Annotated in this window: 12 protein-coding genes; 6 read left to right on the top strand and 6 right to left on the bottom strand. The window is 70.3% G+C overall.

What is annotated here, in order from left to right; all coding sequences use genetic code 11:
* Positions 1–120 precede the first annotated feature (120 nt).
* Positions 121–1,062, top strand: coding sequence for a LysR substrate-binding domain-containing protein (locus tag EHF44_RS20955; protein WP_124685633.1), 942 nt, complete (start codon positions 121–123; stop codon positions 1,060–1,062).
* On the opposite strand, the gene EHF44_RS20960 is transcribed toward EHF44_RS20955, so the two are convergent.
* Positions 1,019–1,303, bottom strand: a complete 285-nt coding sequence (locus EHF44_RS20960; RefSeq protein ID WP_124685634.1) for a DUF2917 domain-containing protein — start codon at positions 1,301–1,303, stop codon at positions 1,019–1,021. The genes EHF44_RS20955 and EHF44_RS20960 overlap by 44 nt on opposite strands.
* A gap of 180 nt (positions 1,304–1,483) precedes the next feature.
* Here EHF44_RS20960 and EHF44_RS20965 point away from each other — a divergent pair, with 180 nt between their 5' ends.
* Positions 1,484–1,882: a hypothetical protein gene (locus tag EHF44_RS20965; RefSeq protein ID WP_124685635.1), complete on the top strand. Its 399-nt coding sequence runs from the start codon at positions 1,484–1,486 to the stop codon at positions 1,880–1,882.
* Between the two features lie 8 nt (positions 1,883–1,890).
* On the opposite strand, the gene EHF44_RS20970 is transcribed toward EHF44_RS20965, so the two are convergent.
* The 4 genes from EHF44_RS20970 to EHF44_RS20985 all read right to left on the bottom strand — a co-directional run bounded on the left by EHF44_RS20970 (position 1,891) and on the right by EHF44_RS20985 (position 8,013).
* Positions 1,891–3,534 carry a phospholipase D family protein gene (locus tag EHF44_RS20970; RefSeq protein WP_124685636.1) on the bottom strand — a complete coding sequence of 548 codons (1,644 nt, stop codon included), beginning with the start codon at positions 3,532–3,534 and terminating at the stop codon, positions 1,891–1,893.
* Between the two features lie 279 nt (positions 3,535–3,813).
* Positions 3,814–5,280 carry an efflux transporter outer membrane subunit gene (locus EHF44_RS20975; RefSeq protein WP_124686711.1) on the bottom strand — a complete coding sequence of 489 codons (1,467 nt, stop codon included), beginning with the start codon at positions 5,278–5,280 and terminating at the stop codon, positions 3,814–3,816.
* A gap of 2 nt (positions 5,281–5,282) precedes the next feature.
* Positions 5,283–6,878 (bottom strand): MDR family MFS transporter, encoded by a 1,596-nt coding sequence (locus tag EHF44_RS20980; RefSeq protein ID WP_124685637.1) that lies wholly within the window; start codon positions 6,876–6,878, stop codon positions 5,283–5,285.
* Complete coding sequence (locus tag EHF44_RS20985; RefSeq protein ID WP_124685638.1) at positions 6,871–8,013, bottom strand: HlyD family secretion protein; 1,143 nt, start codon at positions 8,011–8,013, stop codon at positions 6,871–6,873. Before EHF44_RS20985 ends, EHF44_RS20980 begins: the two co-directional genes overlap by 8 nt.
* 102 nt (positions 8,014–8,115) lie before the next feature.
* Here EHF44_RS20985 and EHF44_RS20990 point away from each other — a divergent pair, with 102 nt between their 5' ends.
* Both EHF44_RS20990 and EHF44_RS20995 read left to right on the top strand, forming a co-directional pair.
* Positions 8,116–8,832 (top strand): CerR family C-terminal domain-containing protein, encoded by a 717-nt coding sequence (locus EHF44_RS20990; protein WP_124685639.1) that lies wholly within the window; start codon positions 8,116–8,118, stop codon positions 8,830–8,832.
* 402 nt (positions 8,833–9,234) lie between these two features.
* Entirely contained in the window at positions 9,235–9,654 is a 420-nt protein-coding gene (locus EHF44_RS20995) for a copper resistance protein CopQ (protein WP_124685640.1), read from the top strand.
* A gap of 247 nt (positions 9,655–9,901) precedes the next feature.
* On the opposite strand, the gene EHF44_RS21000 is transcribed toward EHF44_RS20995, so the two are convergent.
* Positions 9,902–14,230 (bottom strand): response regulator, encoded by a 4,329-nt coding sequence (locus EHF44_RS21000; RefSeq protein WP_253700308.1) that lies wholly within the window; start codon positions 14,228–14,230, stop codon positions 9,902–9,904.
* 165 nt (positions 14,231–14,395) lie between these two features.
* On the opposite strand from EHF44_RS21000, the gene EHF44_RS21005 reads away from it, so the two are divergent.
* Complete coding sequence (locus EHF44_RS21005; protein ID WP_124685641.1) at positions 14,396–14,854, top strand: ion channel; 459 nt, start codon at positions 14,396–14,398, stop codon at positions 14,852–14,854.
* 256 nt (positions 14,855–15,110) lie between these two features.
* On the top strand, positions 15,111–15,983 hold the full coding sequence (locus tag EHF44_RS21010) for a MipA/OmpV family protein (protein WP_124686713.1): 873 nt from the start codon (positions 15,111–15,113) through the stop codon (positions 15,981–15,983).
* Positions 15,984–15,998 lie beyond the last annotated feature (15 nt).

A 15,998-nucleotide genomic window follows, 5' to 3' on the forward strand; every position in this document is an offset into this window, starting at 1 on the left:
ATCGGGGCGCGCCGCGCAAACGACTTTTCGGGTCGCCAGGCATTCCCACGGCGCATGGCAGACGGTCGGCATTCCGTGCTGTAATGGGTGCCCGTCCCCGCCCTGCCCGAGTCGCCCGCCATGTCCGTCCCCCTCGTCCGGCTGTTCCCGCTCGACCTGCTCAAGGGCTTCGTGGCCGTGGGCCGGCGCATGAGCATCACGCAGGCGGCCGATGACCTGTGCCTGACCCAGTCCGCCGTGAGCCGGCAGATCCGCGCGCTCGAAGACCAGTTGCAGGTGCGGCTGTTCGTGCGCCAGCATCGCGGCGTGGCCTTTACGCCCGAGGGCGAGCGGCTGTTCCGGAGTGCCGACGGCGCCGTGCAGCAGTTGCAGGACGTGGCCGCCGAACTGCGCAAGCGCGACGGCCGCCAGCCGGTCACGGTGACGGCCAGCATCGGCGTGGCGGGGTTGTGGCTGCTGCCCCGGCTGGGCAGCCTGCAGCGCCGCCATCCGCAGCTCGACGTGCGGCTGTCGGCCAGCAACCAGATCAGCGACCTGCGCGCCGACGGCATCGACCTTGCCATCCGCTACTGCCCGGCGTCGGCCGCCCCGTCGCACGCGATCCGGCTGTTCGACGAAACCATCGCGCCCGTGGCCAATCCGTCGCTTGGTGTGGGGCGGCTGGCGTCCGCCGAGGCACTGGCCGACCTGCCGCTGCTGGAATTCGACGATCCGCGCCCGTGGCTGCACTGGCGCAACTGGCTGGGCGCTCAGGGCTACCGCCACGCCAGCCGGCGCGGCATGCTGCGCTTCAACCAGTACGACCAGATGATCCATGCCGCGCTGGCCGGCCAGGGCGTGGCGCTGGGCCGGCTGGAACTGATCCGGGCGCTAATCGACGGCGGCCAGCTCAGCGTGATTGCGTCGGCCGGCGCGGCCATGCCCAGCCCCAACGCGTTCTGGCTGATCCACGCCACCGAGACGCCGCGCGACGACGTGCGCCACGTGGCCGACTGGATCGCCGAGGAGGCCGCGGCCGTCAGGTCGGGCGCAGCACCAGCCGCTGCTGGCCGCCCGGGATGATCTGGCATTGCGCGGTGCTGCCTGCCGCCGTGCGCAGCGCGCTCAGGAAGTAGATGCCGTCCGCGTCCACGCGGCAGCGCTGGCCGGCCAGCAGGACGACGTCGGCCGATGGCCGCGCCGGGCGCCCGGCGTGGCGGACTTCGGCGGTCATCCACAGCCGGCCGGCACGGCACGCCACTTCGGCGCCCGCGCGCAGTGTCACCGGTACGCAATCCGCTTCGATCAGCAAGTCCCAGGTCATGGCAGCTCCGTTTGCATGCCTGGAGTGTGGCAAAGCGGCGCCGGCCTGCCATGACCAATCGGGCGCCCAGCCATGACTTTGGCGCCACGGGACCTACGAAGGGGCTACAGAAACGGGGCGGGCTGTCCGTTAAGATGGGCGTCGGCGCGCAATCTATCGGCCCCCAGCGGGCCACACACCATGGACCCCATCTCGTTCGAATTCGTCACGGTCGAAGAAGCCCGGAAGGTGCTGGACGACGGCCCGCCCGCCATGCCGGCCGTCGACTGGAGCGAGCTGCGCCAGCCCGACAACCCGGTCAACCTGTCGCTCACGCCCACCGCGCTGCGCTGGCTGGCCCAGTTGCCGCGCGAGGTGCGCCCGCTGGAGCTGTTCTATGCCTACCCGCGCATCGGCAACCAGCTTGGGGCGCTGGGCAACGCGGCGGCCGTATCGGCGTTCCTGGCCGGGCTGCTGATCGACGACCGGGGCGGCCGGCAGGGCTTTCCGGGCGGCATCGCCGGCGAACTGACCCGGCTGCAGGACTTCCTGCTGCAACTGCTGCAGCCCGGCGGCGGGGCCGACCTGCCGGCGGCATAGCGCGCGGCCTAGAGCTGGTCTTCCACCGGCAGCCACTGCAGCACGCCGATCCCCATCCGCTGCCAGACGTTCATGTCCGGCTCGGAATCGAACGTTTCCTCCTTGCCGTTGTTGCGCGTGGTCCACGTCAGCGATTCGGCGCCGTTGGCATCCTTCTTCAGTTCCACCCGGTAGGCGATGTCGATCAGCCGCCGGTCCATGTCCTCCACGAGCTGCCGGGACAGCGCCGGGCTGTCCAGCACCACGCCCATCTCGGTATTGAGCTTGATCGAGCGCGGGTCCAGGTTCATCGAGCCGATGAACAGCAGGTGGCGGTCCACCGCATACGCCTTGGCATGCAGGCTGGCCCGGCTGGACGCGAACATGCGGTGCTTGGTCGACCGGCTGCGCGCCAGTTCGGCATTGGCCGCCGTGGCCTTCAGCTCCCACAGCTCCACGCCGGCCCGCAGCAGCGCCTTGCGGCGCGGCGCGTAGCCGGCATGCACGGCCGACACGTCGGTGGCCGCAAAGGAATTGGTCAGCACGCGCACCTTGACGCCGCGCCGGGCAATGCCGGCCAGCCACTTCTCGTTCTCGTCGTCGGGCACGAAGTACGGCGACACCAGCACCAGCTCGGTCTGCGCCTTTTCCAGCATCGCGCGCAGTTGCGGAATGGCATGCGTGGACGGGTCGTCCTCGTCTTCCTCGATCTTGTCCGCCTTGTCCGCGATGACCCGCGCGCCGCCCATGAAGCCGGGCAGGTGGCCCACCTCGATCCCCTTGGCCAGACCGGAATCGAGCAGTTCCTGCACGAACGGGCTGGCCCGCGCCAGGTCGCCGCGCGCCTCGATCCGCTTGCGGAACGCCTTGAGCTCCTCGGGCGCCTCCTTGCCCTCGGGCGTCAGCGTGGCCACCGGGTAGGCCATCTCGCTGTTCCAGTATTCGTCGAAGACCTTGCTGGCGGCCGGCACGACCGGCCCGGCCACCATCACGTCGAGGTCGCTGAACGCCATGTCCGGCTTGGCCGAGAAATACGCATCGCCGATGTTGCGCCCGCCCATGATCGACACCAGGTTGTCGACCGTCATCTGCTTGTTGTGCATGCGCCGGTTCAGCCGGCCGAAGTCCCAGACCATCTCCAGCCAGCGCGCCTTGCGGTTGGCGAACGGGTTGAAGATGCGGACCTCGATGTTGGGATGGGAGTCCAGCGCGGCCCAGACCTTGTCCTGCTTGGCCGTGTGGATGTCGTCCATCAGGATGCGCACGCGCACGCCACGGTCGGCGGCGTCGATGATCTCGCCCAGCAGCGCACTGCCGGTGGTGTCGATGTCGTAGATGTAGTACTGGATGTCGAGCGTCTTCTGCGCGGCCCGTGCCAGCGCCATGCGCGCCGTCAGCGCGTCCGGGCCGGCGCCCAGCGGGTAGAAGATCGACTGGCCGGGATTCTTTGCCAGCCGTGGCGCCAGCGAGCGGGCCAGCAGCGTGTTGCCGGTGTCGGTGGCCGCGTAGCTGGGCGTGCGCCCGGCGTTGGCCGGCAGGCTGGCGCACCCGGCCAGCAGGCCCAGGCAGAGCGACAGGACCATCACCCACACCAGCGAGCGGGCCTGCCCCCAGCGGCGCGCCGCAGCCGGGGCCGCCGCCGCGGCATTCCATCGAATCAGCGCCTGCGCCATGGTGTTCTCCCCGATGGTTCAGCCGGTATCCGTTCGGCCGCTGCCGGCGCTACCGTGTCCCGCATGCTCCCCACCGCCTGGTTGTTGTCGACCGCGCCGTTGGGACAGCCTGCCCACGACGATTCTATCCATTCCCATCCGCTTGCCAGTGTGCGGCGCACCCCGCTGGCGGGGTAGTCGGCGCCGTCCGGTTCGGCTGTCGGCGTTTTTCTGGCAATTGCTGCACCCGCACGCGGCACGGGCGCCACGCGGCGGCGGCGACGGAGCGGCCGGGCCGGCCTACGACGCCGGGTCAGCGGGCGTCTGCCAGCCCAGGCCGAGCGATTTCTGCAGCGAGACAAAGTCCTTGAGCAGGTCGGCGTCGCCCGAGATGCGGTTCTGCTGCGCCACCACGCGCGTGCGTTCCACGTCCAGCCATTCGAGCATGCTGGCCGTGCCGGCGCGGTAGCGCTGCTGCTGCAGCATCGACGCGCGGTCGGCCGACTGTTCCACACGCCGCAGCACCACCACGTGCTCGCGCTGGTGGCCGTAGCGCGACAGCGCCACGTCGGCGTCGCGCAGCGCCTTGAGCACCGTGCCGCGATAGTTGGCGTCGGCCTCGTCGCGGCCGGCCTCGGCGCTGTCCACGCCGGCCGCCACCCGGCCGAAGTCTAGGATGTTCCATTGCAGGCGCGGCAGCGTCAGCCAGGTGCCGTTGTCCTTGCGCGCAAGGTGGCCGGGGTCCATCGCGCTGAAACCCAGCGAGCCCAGCAGCGACAGCTTCGGAAACCAGTCGGCCTTGCGCACGCCGATCTGCGCCGTGCTCGATGCCAGCCGGCGCTCCGCCGCGCGGATGTCCGGGCGCGCCCTGAGCAGCGTGGCGGGGTCGCCCACGGCCACGGTCTCCGGCACGGTCGGCAGCGGGCGCGGGGCGGCCAGTTCTGCGTCGAGCGTGCCCGGCGCGCGGCCGGTCAGCAGCGCGAGCTGGTCGAACGATTCGGCAATGCCGGCCTGCACCGGCGACATCTGCGCGCGGGTGTTGTCGAGCTGGGTCAGCAGCCGCTCGACCTCCAGTTGCGACGCCACGCCACGGGCACGCCGCTGCCGGGTCAGGTCCAGCATGTCGGCCTCCAGCGTCTCGGACGCCTGCAAGTGCGCCAGGCTGGCCTGCTGCTCGCGCAGCGTGATGTACGCCTGCGCCACCTCGGCGGCAAGCTGCACGTGCGCGTCGGCCAGCTGCGCCGACGCGGCGTCGGATTCCGCCGACGCGGCCTCGATCGAGCGGCGCGTGCCGCCGAACAGGTCGATCTCCCAGCTTGCGTCGAACGCAGCGACGTAGAGCGACAGCGGGCCCCTGCCGCCACCGGACGATTCGCCGCCCGACAGCGCCGACAGGTCCGGCGACCGCGTACGCAGCATGGCGGCGTCGAACCCCACCTTCGGCAGCAGGTTGGCCTTGTTGCTGGCCAGCCCGGCACGCGCCTGGCGCACGCGGGCGCGGGCGGCGTCGATGTCGGGGCTGTCGCGCAGCGCGGTCTCGATCAGCGCGTCCAGCTGGCTGTCGCCCAGCGCATGCCACCAGTCAGCCGCACGCGGCGCGGCCGGCTCGGCGCCGGCCGGCGCGTGCGGAAAGCGGCCCGCGTCGATGGCGTTGGCAGCCACCTGCGGCGCGCTACGGTAGTCGGGGCCGACGGTGCAGCCGGCGGCCAGCAGCGCCGCGGCCATCGCCAGCAGGCGGGGCAGCCTGGCACGGGAAAAGACAATCATCATCAGTGACCGGTGGAAACGGGGGCGCCCGGACGGGGCGGCTTGAGCAGCAGCGCCAGCGGCACGCAGCACAGCAGCGCGATGCCCAGCGCATAGAAGGTTTCGGAAAACGTCATGACGGCCGCCTGCCGGGCGATCTCGCCGCTGAGCTGGGCCACCGCCTGCAACTGCGCGTGGGCGTAGTCGCCGCCCTGCGCCACGAAGCTCGCGATGCTAGACGCCATGTGCTCCTGGCCGATCGCGCCATTGGCCGTGACCGATTCGCGGATCACCGCGTCGTGGTAGGCGTTGCGGCGGTCGATCAGCGTGCCCAGCAGCGCCAGCCCGATCGACCCGCCCAGGTTGCGCGCCATGTTGTAGAGCCCCGCCGCGTCGCCGGCCTCGTGGGTGGCCACGGCCGCCATCGACGCCTGGTTCAGCGGCATCATGGCCAGGATCTGGCCAAAGCCGCGCAGGATCTGCGACGCCGTGAAGTCGTGGCCCACGCTGTCCACGGTCAGGCCGATGTCGAGCATGCAGCTCGCAAAGAAGCAGACCAGCCCGGTGATGACGAGCCAGCGGCTGTCGAACTTGCCCAGCATGCGCGGCAGCACCGGCATCAGCAGGAACGCGGGCAGCCCGGACAGCAGCATGATGCCGCCGGCCTGCTCGGCGTTGTACCCGGCGATCAGCGACAGGAACTGCGGCAGCAGGTACGACACGCCGTACAGCCCAGCGCCGACCGTCGTGACGATGACGATCACGCTTGCGTAGCTGCGGTTCAGCAGCAGCCGCAGCCGCACGATGGGCCGCTGCGCCGTGAACTGGCCGATGAACATCATCGTCAGCCCGATGGCCGACAGCACCGACAGGTAGATGATGAACCGCGACTCGAACCACTGCTCGCGCTGGCCTTCCTCCAGCACCACGGTCAGCGAGCTGAGCCCGATGGCCAGGCCGACGATGCCCAGCCAGTCGGCCTTGAAGAACGCCTCCACGTCGGCCCGCTCGGGCTTGAGCCCGAAGTACAGCAGCGGCACCAGCACGGCCGTGATCGGCACGTTGAGGAAGAAGCACCAGCGCCAGTTGATGTTCTCGGCCAGCCAGCCGCCCACCACGGGGCCCAGCAGCGGCCCCAGCAGCACGATCAGGCCGAACATCGACATGCCGATGGGCATCTGGTGACGCGGCAGCCGGGTGCGCACGATGGTCTGGGCGGTCGGGATCATCGCCCCGCCGGCAAACCCCTGCCCGATGCGGCCGATCACCATCGCGGTCAGGCTATGCGACAGCCCGCACATGACCGAGAACGCCGTGAACAGCAGCGCGTTCCACATCAGGAAGCGGCGCAGCCCGAACACGCGCGTCAGCCACGCCGTGAGCGGGATGATGACGATCTCGGCCATCAGGTAGCCGGTGGACACCCAGGTGCCCTCGGTGCCGGCCGCGCCAATCTGGCCCTGGATCTGCGGCAGCGCGGAGTTCGTGATCGAGATGTCCAGCGTGGCCAGCAGCGCGCCCAGCGAGCCGGCGGCCACGGCGATCCAGTCGGCGGCCGTCGCGTTGGGCTGTGGCGCCGCGCCCGCGGCCGGCTGGCCGGCGGCGGCCGCCTCAGCCATGGCTGGCTCCGGCCGCCGGCGCCTGTGCGCGGGCCGGATGCAGCTCGCGCGTATCGACGTCGACCACGACGGACAGCCCCGGCACCAGCACCGGGCGGGCATCGTTCGGCACGTCCACGTGGATGCGTACCGGCACGCGCTGGACGATCTTGGTGAAGTTGCCGGTGGCGTTCTGCGCGGGCAGCAGCGCGAACTGCGAGCCGGTGCCCGGCGACAGGCTTTCCACCACGCCATGCAGCGGCTCGCCGGACAGCGCATCGACATGCAGCGTCACCGGCTGGCCGGCGCGCATGCGGCCGACCTGTGTTTCCTTGAAATTGGCGGTCAGGTACAGGTCCTGCACCGGCACCACGGTCAGCAGCCGCGTGCCGGGCTGGGCGAACTGGCCCACGCGCACACCCTTGTCGGCCACGCGGCCCGCCTTGCTGGCGCGCACCACGGTGTCGTCCAGGTCCAGCCGCGCCTTGCGGGCGCTGGCTTCGGCCACTTCCAGCTGGGCCTGGGCCTGCTGCAGCCGCGTCTGCAGCGTCACCACCTGGCTCTGCTCGACCTTGAGCGCCGCCTCGTTGGCGGCGAGCGTGGTGGCGGCGCGGGTCTGGGCGTTGCGCAGCTCGGCCGTGCGTTCCTCGGTCTCGGCGCCGGTCCGGACCAGCGGCGCGTAGCGTTCCACCTGCGACGCGGCGTAGCGCGCGTTGGCACGGGCGCCGCCCACCTCGGCGGCGGCCTGCGCGATGCGGGCCTTCTGCTGCTGCAGGTCGGCATCGGCGCGGGCCACGTCGGCCTGGCGCGACGCCACCGTGGCCGTGGCCTCGTCCAGCGCCGCCTGGTACTGGCGGTTGTCCAGCCGCACGAGCTGCTGGCCGGCGGTGACTTGCTGGTTGTCGCGGACATACACCTCGGCCACGTAGCCGCTGACCTTGGGGGCCACGGTCACGCTGTCGGCCTGGATATAGGCGTCGTCGGTGCTTTCGATGAACCGGCCGTACAGCCACCAGCGAACGCCGAACACCAGCGCAACGAGCAGCAGCGCGCCGCCGATGCCGAACAGGATGGTGCGGCGGCGGGTGGATCGGGAAGCGGAAACGGATTGCGGAGCGGCGCCGGCGGGTGCGGCAACCGAGTCGGGGGCGGACATGGGGCGTGGGGGCTTATGTGTGGAGTGCCGCGCAATTATTCCACTTGGAATAAATCTGTCAACTGATATATTTCAGCCTGTTCACACAGGGGATGGGGCGACATGGCGCGACACAGGCCAGCGGCCGAAGGCGGCTACCAGCGTGGGGAAGAGACCCGGGCGCGCATCATCGAGGCGGCGATGCGGCTGTTTGCCGCCCACGGCTTCGACGGCGCGTCCACGCGCGACATCGCCCGCGAGGCCAGCGTCAACGCCCCGGCCTTGCAGTACTACTTCGACAACAAGGAAGGGGTCTACCTGGCCTGCATCGACTACTTTGTCGAGCGCGCCTGGGCGACGTTGCAGGACGTGGTGGCCGCCGCCGAGGCCCAACTGGCGCGTGCCGACCTGTCGGATGCCGAGCTGGTCGACATCTACCTGGCGCTGCAGGCCCGCTTTGCCAACTTCCTCTATGAATGCCCCGAAACCGACCACTGGCGCCAGTTCATGGCCCGCGAGCGCGCCGGGCTGGGGCCGCCCACCGCGTTCGAGCGCATCGACGCGGGCATCAACCGCCGCCTGTTCGCGCTGACATCGGCACTGATCGGGCGGCTGACCGGCCGGCCGGCCTCTGACGAAACCACGCGCATCCGGACCGTCGCCATCGACAGCCAGATTGCCGCCTTCAAGGTGATGCGGCGTCACGTGCTGCGCGCGCTGCAATGGGAACGCTATGGCGAGGACGAGACCCGCCGTGTGCAGGAAGTGCTACAGGAACACACGCGGATCCTGCTGCTCGGGTTGGTGGCGTTGCGTGACCGCCAAGGTTCCACGAACTAGAGCAAACACTCTAATCGGGGGCGATCCCTCGATAGGCACCGCCAACTTTTCGTTTTAAATCAGTCACGTAGCGGCCATCGCCTGGCCCATAGCAACCCGTCCAAACCCGCAATTTGGCGTTTCTACGATTGTGCTCCGCAAAAACTCCTTGCTTGTCTATCTAGTAGTAGATACTATTCGAGCCATGGACGACGCCGAGCGGCAAGGCAGCAGCAAGAAGCAAGACGCAGCCCGGCAGATTCCACGCAACACCCGCAGTCAGCAGTACCGGAAACGGTTCTTTTTTTGGCGCAGCGAATCTACCTATCAGTAGATAGCAAGCAGGAAGAACCGGACATCGAACAGTATCCGGCCCCGCGATCCACAGCGTGATCGCCCGGCCAACCAGACAGGAGAGCCATCATGACCGCCAAGACCATCCTTTCCGCCGCCGCCCTTGCCGCAGCTTTCGTGACCGGTGCCGTGCAGGCCGCCCCCGCCGTGCAGAAGGCCGGCGAAGTCTACGGCTACAGCTTCCGCGTGCAGGACGCGCGCAGCAGCTTCACCGACGGCGCCCGCCAGGGCCAGTTCGACGCGTTCTCTGAAGGTGCCCGCGTCGGCAAGGCTGACCCGTTCACCGATGGCGCCAAGGTCGGCAAGGCCGATCCGTACACCGACGGTGCGCGCATCGTCGCCGGCCTGGACCGCGTGGGCGTGTCCGCCAGCCCGGCCCGCAGCGCCGACCCGTACTACGACGGCGCCCGCAGCGTGAACCAGCCGCGCAACCCGTTCTATGACGGTGCCCGCACCCGCGACATCTACACCGACGGCGCCAACGCCTGAGCCCCGCCCGATGCAGGCGGCCCAAACGCAGTAGCCGGAGTCCATGACGGGCTCCGGACCCTCTCCACGGAGCCCATCATGACTTTCCGCAACAGCGCCCTGATCGTTGGCGGATGGCTGGCACTGACCGCCGCCAGCGGCGCCGCAGCCGCCCTCGTCGCCACCGCACTGCCCGTCTGAAAACACCGAAGGCCGCCATCTGGCGGCCTTCTTCGTTGCATCCCCGGCCGCCATCTGGCGGCCTTTGTCATTCCCCCGCCGGCCGTGCCTGCAGCAGGTTGATGAAATCCGCCAGCGCGTACGGCTTGCGCAGCGACACCGCGTGCGGCAGCGCGGCGCGCTGCGCCGGCGTCAGCACCACGTCGTAGCCGCTTACGAAGATCACGCGCAGCCCCGGCCGCAGCCGGCAGGCGTCGATGGCCAAGTCCACGCCCGATACCCCGCCCAGCCCCACGTCCGTCAGCAGCACGTCCACGCCATCGGCGCGCAGCGCGGCCATCGCCTCCACGTCGTTGCGCGCCTCGACCACGTCGATGCCGAACATCCGCATCAGCTCGGCCGTGCTGGCGCGCAGCAGGTCGTCGTCCTCGACAAAGACCACGCGCTGGCTGCGCGGCGGCACCACGCCCGCCTCGCCCGGCCTGCCATCGGGCACGTCGGCCACCGGCTGCGGCGGCGCCCCATCGACGAGCCGGGTGTGCGCGGGCTCCATCGGCACCGCTGACAGCCGCGCGCCGCCCGCCAGCACATGCCGGACCTTGCGCGCCAGCGCGTCGTGCGTGTACGGCTTGCTCAGCAGCTCCACGCCGGGATCGAGCCGTCCCGTGTGGACGATGGCGTTGTCCGTATAGCCCGACGTGAACAGCACCGCGATGCCCGGCAGCCTCTCGCGCACCTTGCGCGCCATCTCGGTGCTGCGCAGCGGCCCCGGCATGACCACGTCGCTGAACAGCAGGTCGATCGGCACGCCGCTCTCGACGATGGCCAGCGCGCTCGTGGCGTCACGCGCCTTGAGCACGCGGTAGCCCAGGCTGCCGAGCATCTCCACCACCGTCGCCCGCACGTCCTCGTCGTCCTCCACCACCAGCACCGTCTCGGTGCCGCCGCCGGCCGGGCCCACGTCCACCTCGGTCTCCAGGTCCTCCGCCTCGTGCGCGCGCGGCAGGTACAGCCGCACCGTGGTGCCGACGCCCACCTCGCTGTAGATCTTCACGTGCCCGCCCGACTGCCGCACGAAGCCGTAGACCATGCTCAGGCCCAGCCCCGTGCCCTGTCCCTCGGGCTTGGTCGTGAAAAACGGCTCGAAGACCTGTTCCTGGATATCGGGCGGCATCCCGGCGCCGGTGTCGGTCACGGCCAGCATCACGTACTGGCCCGGCTCCACGTCGGCGTTGCGGCGCGCGTAGACGTCGTCGATCACCGCGTTGCCGGCTTCCACCGTCAGCCGGCCGTGGCCGTTCATCGCGTCGCGCGCGTTGATGGCCAGGTTCAGCAGCGCGTTTTCCACCTGGAACGGGTCCACCAGCGTGTTCCAGAGCCCGGCCGCGATGACTGTTTCGATCTCCACGCCGTCGCCAAGCGCCCGCCGCAGCATGTCGTCGAGCCCGCGCACGAAGCGGCCCAGGTTGACCACCTTCGGCGCCAGCGGCTGGCGGCGGCCGAAGGCCAGCAGCTGCGACGCCAGCTTGGCGCCGCGCGCCACGCCGGCCAGCGCGTTACGCACGCGGGTCTCGGCGCGGTCGTCGCCGGCCACGTCGCGGGTCAGCAACTGCAGGTTGCCGCCAATCACCTGCAGCAGGTTGTTGAAATCGTGCGCCACGCCGCCGGTCAGCTTGCCGATGGACTCCATCTTCTGCGCCATGCGCAGCGCCTCGTCGGCGTGCCGCAGCGCCTCGGCCGCGTCCTTGTCGCTGGTCACGTCGCGGCCCACGCCATGGATGCGCCCGCTGGCCGGATCGATCGACAGCGTCCACGCCATCCAGCGCACCGCCGTGCTGGCGCACAGCATCCGGCATTCGTAGCGCACCGGCGCGCCGTGCTGGCGCAGCGCGATCAGTTGCTCGGTGACGGCCACGAGGTCCTCGGGATGCACGAACGCCAGGCAGGAGCGCCCGGCCAGCGCCGCGGCGTCGTGCCCGAGCGTGCGATGCCACGACGGGCTCACGCGTTCGAGCATGCCGTCGACGCTGGTCACCATCAGCAGGTCCTCGCTCAGGTCCCACAGGCGGTCACGGTCGGCCACGGTCTCGATCACGCGGCGCTCCAGCGAATCGTTCATCGCGCGCAGTTCGCGCTGGGCCTGTCCGCGCAGCCGCGACAGCCGCAGGTTGGCCGCCACGCGCGCCAGCAGCTCGCGGGCGTTGAACGGCTTGATCAGGTAGTCGTCGGCGCCCGAGGCCAGGCCGCTCACGCGCGCTTCCTCGCCGGCGCGGGCCGACAGCAGCAGCACCGGCGTCTGGCGCAGCGCGTCGGACGCGCGGACTTCGCGCAGCAGGCCGAAGCCGTCCAGCCGCGGCATCATCACGTCAGAGACGATCAGGTCCGGCAGGTGGCGCTGCGCCAGTTCCAGCGCCTCCTGGCCGTCGGCCGCCACCAGTACGTCATGGCCGGCCGATGCCAGGATGCGGCGCATGTAGTCGCGCAGGTCGGCGTTGTCGTCGGCCACCAGCAGCCGGCCGCGCACGTCGGCCTGCGCATCGTCGGTGGCGATGGCGGGCAGCGGCGTCGCCGGAGTCTCGTCGGCCTCGGGCATCCAGCGCCGCGCCGCATCGGCAAAGGCCAGCGCGCGGGCGCTGGCGGCCGGCGCCGGGGCCGCGGGCTCGGCCACGCCCACCGTGCGCGGCAGCGTCACGCGGAAGCGCGACCCCTCGCCCGGCGTGCTGTCCACCTCGATCGTGCCGCCGTGCAGCCGCACCAGTTCCTGCACCAGGGCCAGCCCGATGCCGCTGCCTTCGATGGACCGGCCAACCGCGCCGGCCACGCGGTGGAAACGTTCGAACAGCCGGGGTAGCTCCTCGGGCGCGATGCCGATGCCGGTGTCGGTCACGCTCAGTTCCACCTCGCCCGTCTGGCGCATCCGCACGGACACGCCGATGGTGCCCGCGTACGTGAACTTGAACGCGTTGGACAGCAGGTTCAGGACCACCGTCTCCCACATGTCGCGGTCCACCGCCACGGCCACCGGCAGCGGCGGGCAGTCCACGCGCAGCGTCATGCCGGCCGATTCGATCGCCGAGCGGAACAGCGACGCCAGGTCGGCCGTGAACGCCGGCAAGTCCGTGGGCTGGGCGTGCATCTGCACGCGCCCGGCCTCGATGCGCGAGAAATCCAGCAGCGCGTTCACCAGCTTCAGCAGCCGCTGCCCGTTGCGATGGGCGATCTCGGCCAGCGCGCGGTCTGGCTCGGGCACGCCGTCGCGGCCCAACATTTCCTCCAGCGGGCCCAGCATCAGCGTCAGCGGCGTGCGGAATTCATGGCTGATGTTCGAGAAGAACGTGGTCTTGGCGCGATCCAGCTCGGCCAGCGCCTCGGCCCGGCGCCGTTCCTCCTCGTAGGCGTGCGCGTAGCTGATGGCCTGGCCGATCTGGCCGGCCACGAGGTCCAGGAACGCGCGGTAGCGGTCGCCGAACAGCCGGCACGGGTTCAGGCCGACCACCAGCACGCCGCTGGGCGCGCTGTCGCCCGACAGCTGCACGGGCAGCACCACGGCCGCGCGCGGCGGCATCTGCCAGGCGCCACCGGGCAGCGGCGTGGCAAAGCGGGCGGACAGGTCGCCGACGTGGACCGGCTGGCCGGCGCGCATGGCGTCGCCCGCGGGCCAGGGGGCGGCCGGGTCGTCGGCATCCAGTTGCGCGGGCGCGGCCGGATGATCGGCGGCCAGCCCCGTGGTGCCGGCCAGCGTCAGCGTGGTGGCGCCCCGCCCGGCCAGGTAGAGCAGCGCGAAGGGGATGTCGTACGGGTTGGTCCGCAGCGCGGCCACGCCGAGCCGGCACGCCTCGGCGCCGCTGCGCGCGTTGTTGGTCGACGACGCCAGCTCGCGCAGCAGGTTCAGCTGCCGCTCGGCCACCACGCGCTCGGTGTCGTCGCTGTTGGCGCAGATAATGCCGCCGGTGCCGCCGTTGTCATCCGGCACCGGGCTGTACGAGAACGTGTAGTACGTCTCCTCCGGGTAGCCGTTGCGCTCCATGATCAGCAGCTTCTGCTCGACGAACGTGCCTTCCACGCCGTTCATGGCCGTGGCCAGCAGCGGGCCGATCTCCGGCCAGATCTCGCGCCAGACGCGCGCCGTCGGCTGGCCCAGCGCCACCGGGTGCTTGCCGCCGATGATCGCCTTGTACGGGTCGTTGTAGAAGAAGTACAGCTCCGGGCCCCAGCCGATCCAGATCGGCTGGCGCGACGTGAGCATGATCCGGATGGCCGTCTTCAGGCTCTGCGGCCACTGCGCGGGCGGGCCCAGCGACGTGGCGGTCCAGTCATGCTGGCGGATCAGGGCCGCCATTTCGCCCGCGCCGGCCAGGAATGCCGGGGCGGTGCCATCGTGGTCGGTCGGCGGCAGGAAGCCGTCCGCTGTCGTCATTGCTGTTCTCCCCGTCGCGCCCGCGCTGGCGGGGCGAGACGATTCTCCGGGCGCGGCGCCGCGCTGGCAACCCCGCATTGTGTCCGTTTGCTCACACCCTTGTGCATTTACATGGCCGGGGCCGCCGTATAGTCTGGCCATCTCCGCGTCCCTTGCCCGCCGCCAATGGTCGACACCCCGCTCAACTACCTGCTTGCCGTGGCCCTGACCGCCACGCTGACGCTGCTGGCGGTGGCCATCCACTACGAGGCGCTGCGGCTGATTTCCGAATTCCATCCGCGGCGGCTCAGCGGCAAGCTCAATATTGGTGCAGTGATCGTGCTGATCATCGTGACCCACTGCATCGAGGCCATCGTCTTCAGCGCCGGCTACTGGCTGGGCGCCGACGTGCTGGCCATCGGCCAGCTTACCGGCATGCGCGAGCACGGCCCGGTGGCCTACATCTATTTCTCGCTGGAAACGTTCACGACCCAGAGCATCGGCGATATCTTCCCGATCGGGCCCCTGCGGCTGCTGGCCTCGGTGCAGCCGCTGGTGGGCCTGATCCTGATCGGCTGGTCCACGTCGTTCACCTTCCTGATCATGCGGCGCGACTGGCGCGGCGAGGAGGAAGGCCACGGCTAGGGGCCGGGATACGTACCAGTTTCGATGGTAGGCAGGGCCGGCTGACCTCGGAATCGGCGTCCTTCCTACACGGTTGTGGGAGACAGGGAAGTTGCCGGGCGCCGGCTTCGGTGAAAAGATAAGTTGCCGTCATCCCGGCGGCCCCGCATCCCGCCTCAAGTCGATTCCGCCCCGGCCCGCCGGGGCAACAAGAACACCGGAGAACCACGTGTCGACCATCCTGGATAGCCAGCCCTGGCGCGTCCCTTCCCACCCCCTGCCATCCCGTGCGGCGCGCCGCCACGCCGCACGATGGCTGGCCCTGGCGCTGCTGGCCGCCCTGGCGCTGCTGCTGGCGCCGCGCGCCCACGCCCAGACGCCCGCGCCGCTGGCCGAGTGGCAGTACTCGGTGGGGGTGCCGCTCAAGAAGATGTTCGTGGGCGAGCCCGACCACGACTGGGACGTGCGCGTGGGCGCCGCCCTGAGCGCCCGGCCGCGCTACGAAGGCACCACCAACTACTACCTGCTGGGCGGGCCGGTCATCGACATCCGCTACCGCGACCGCGCGTTCTTTTCCACCGGCGAGGGGCTGGGCTGGAACATCATCCACACCCCTAACGTCCGCGCCGGCGTGGCGTTGACGTACGACCTGGGCCGCCGCGAGAAAAAGGACCACGAGCACCTGGGCGGCCTGGGCAACATCGGCATGGCGGCGGAAACGAAGGTGTTCGCCGAGTACGTGGTGTCGAAGGAATTCCCGCTGGTCATCCGCGCCAACATCCGGCGCCAGTTCGGCGGCGCCAACGGCGTGATCGGCGACATCGGCGCCTACATGCCGCTGCCGGGCAGCAGCGACAAGTTCTTCTGGTTTGCGGGCCCGACCATGACCTTTGCCGATTCGGCCTACATGAGCCGCTGGTACGGCGTGACGGCCGAGCAGTCGGCCCGCTCGGGGCTGGCGCAGCACCGCGCCGGCGCCGGCATCAAGTCGTACGGCGGCGGCGTGTCGGCCATCTGGATCTTCAACAAGCACTGGTTCTCGACGGCCGACGTGGGCATGTCGGCGCTGGTCGGCGACGCGCGCAGCAGCCCGGTCACGTCGCGCTCCACAAGCTGGACCGGCGACATCTCGATCAACTACCAGTTCTGACCGGCGCGGCGGCCC

Origin of the sequence: Cupriavidus pauculus (assembly GCF_003854935.1) — a bacterium.
In the GTDB taxonomy this organism is placed as follows: Bacteria; Pseudomonadota; Gammaproteobacteria; order Burkholderiales; family Burkholderiaceae; genus Cupriavidus; species Cupriavidus pauculus_C.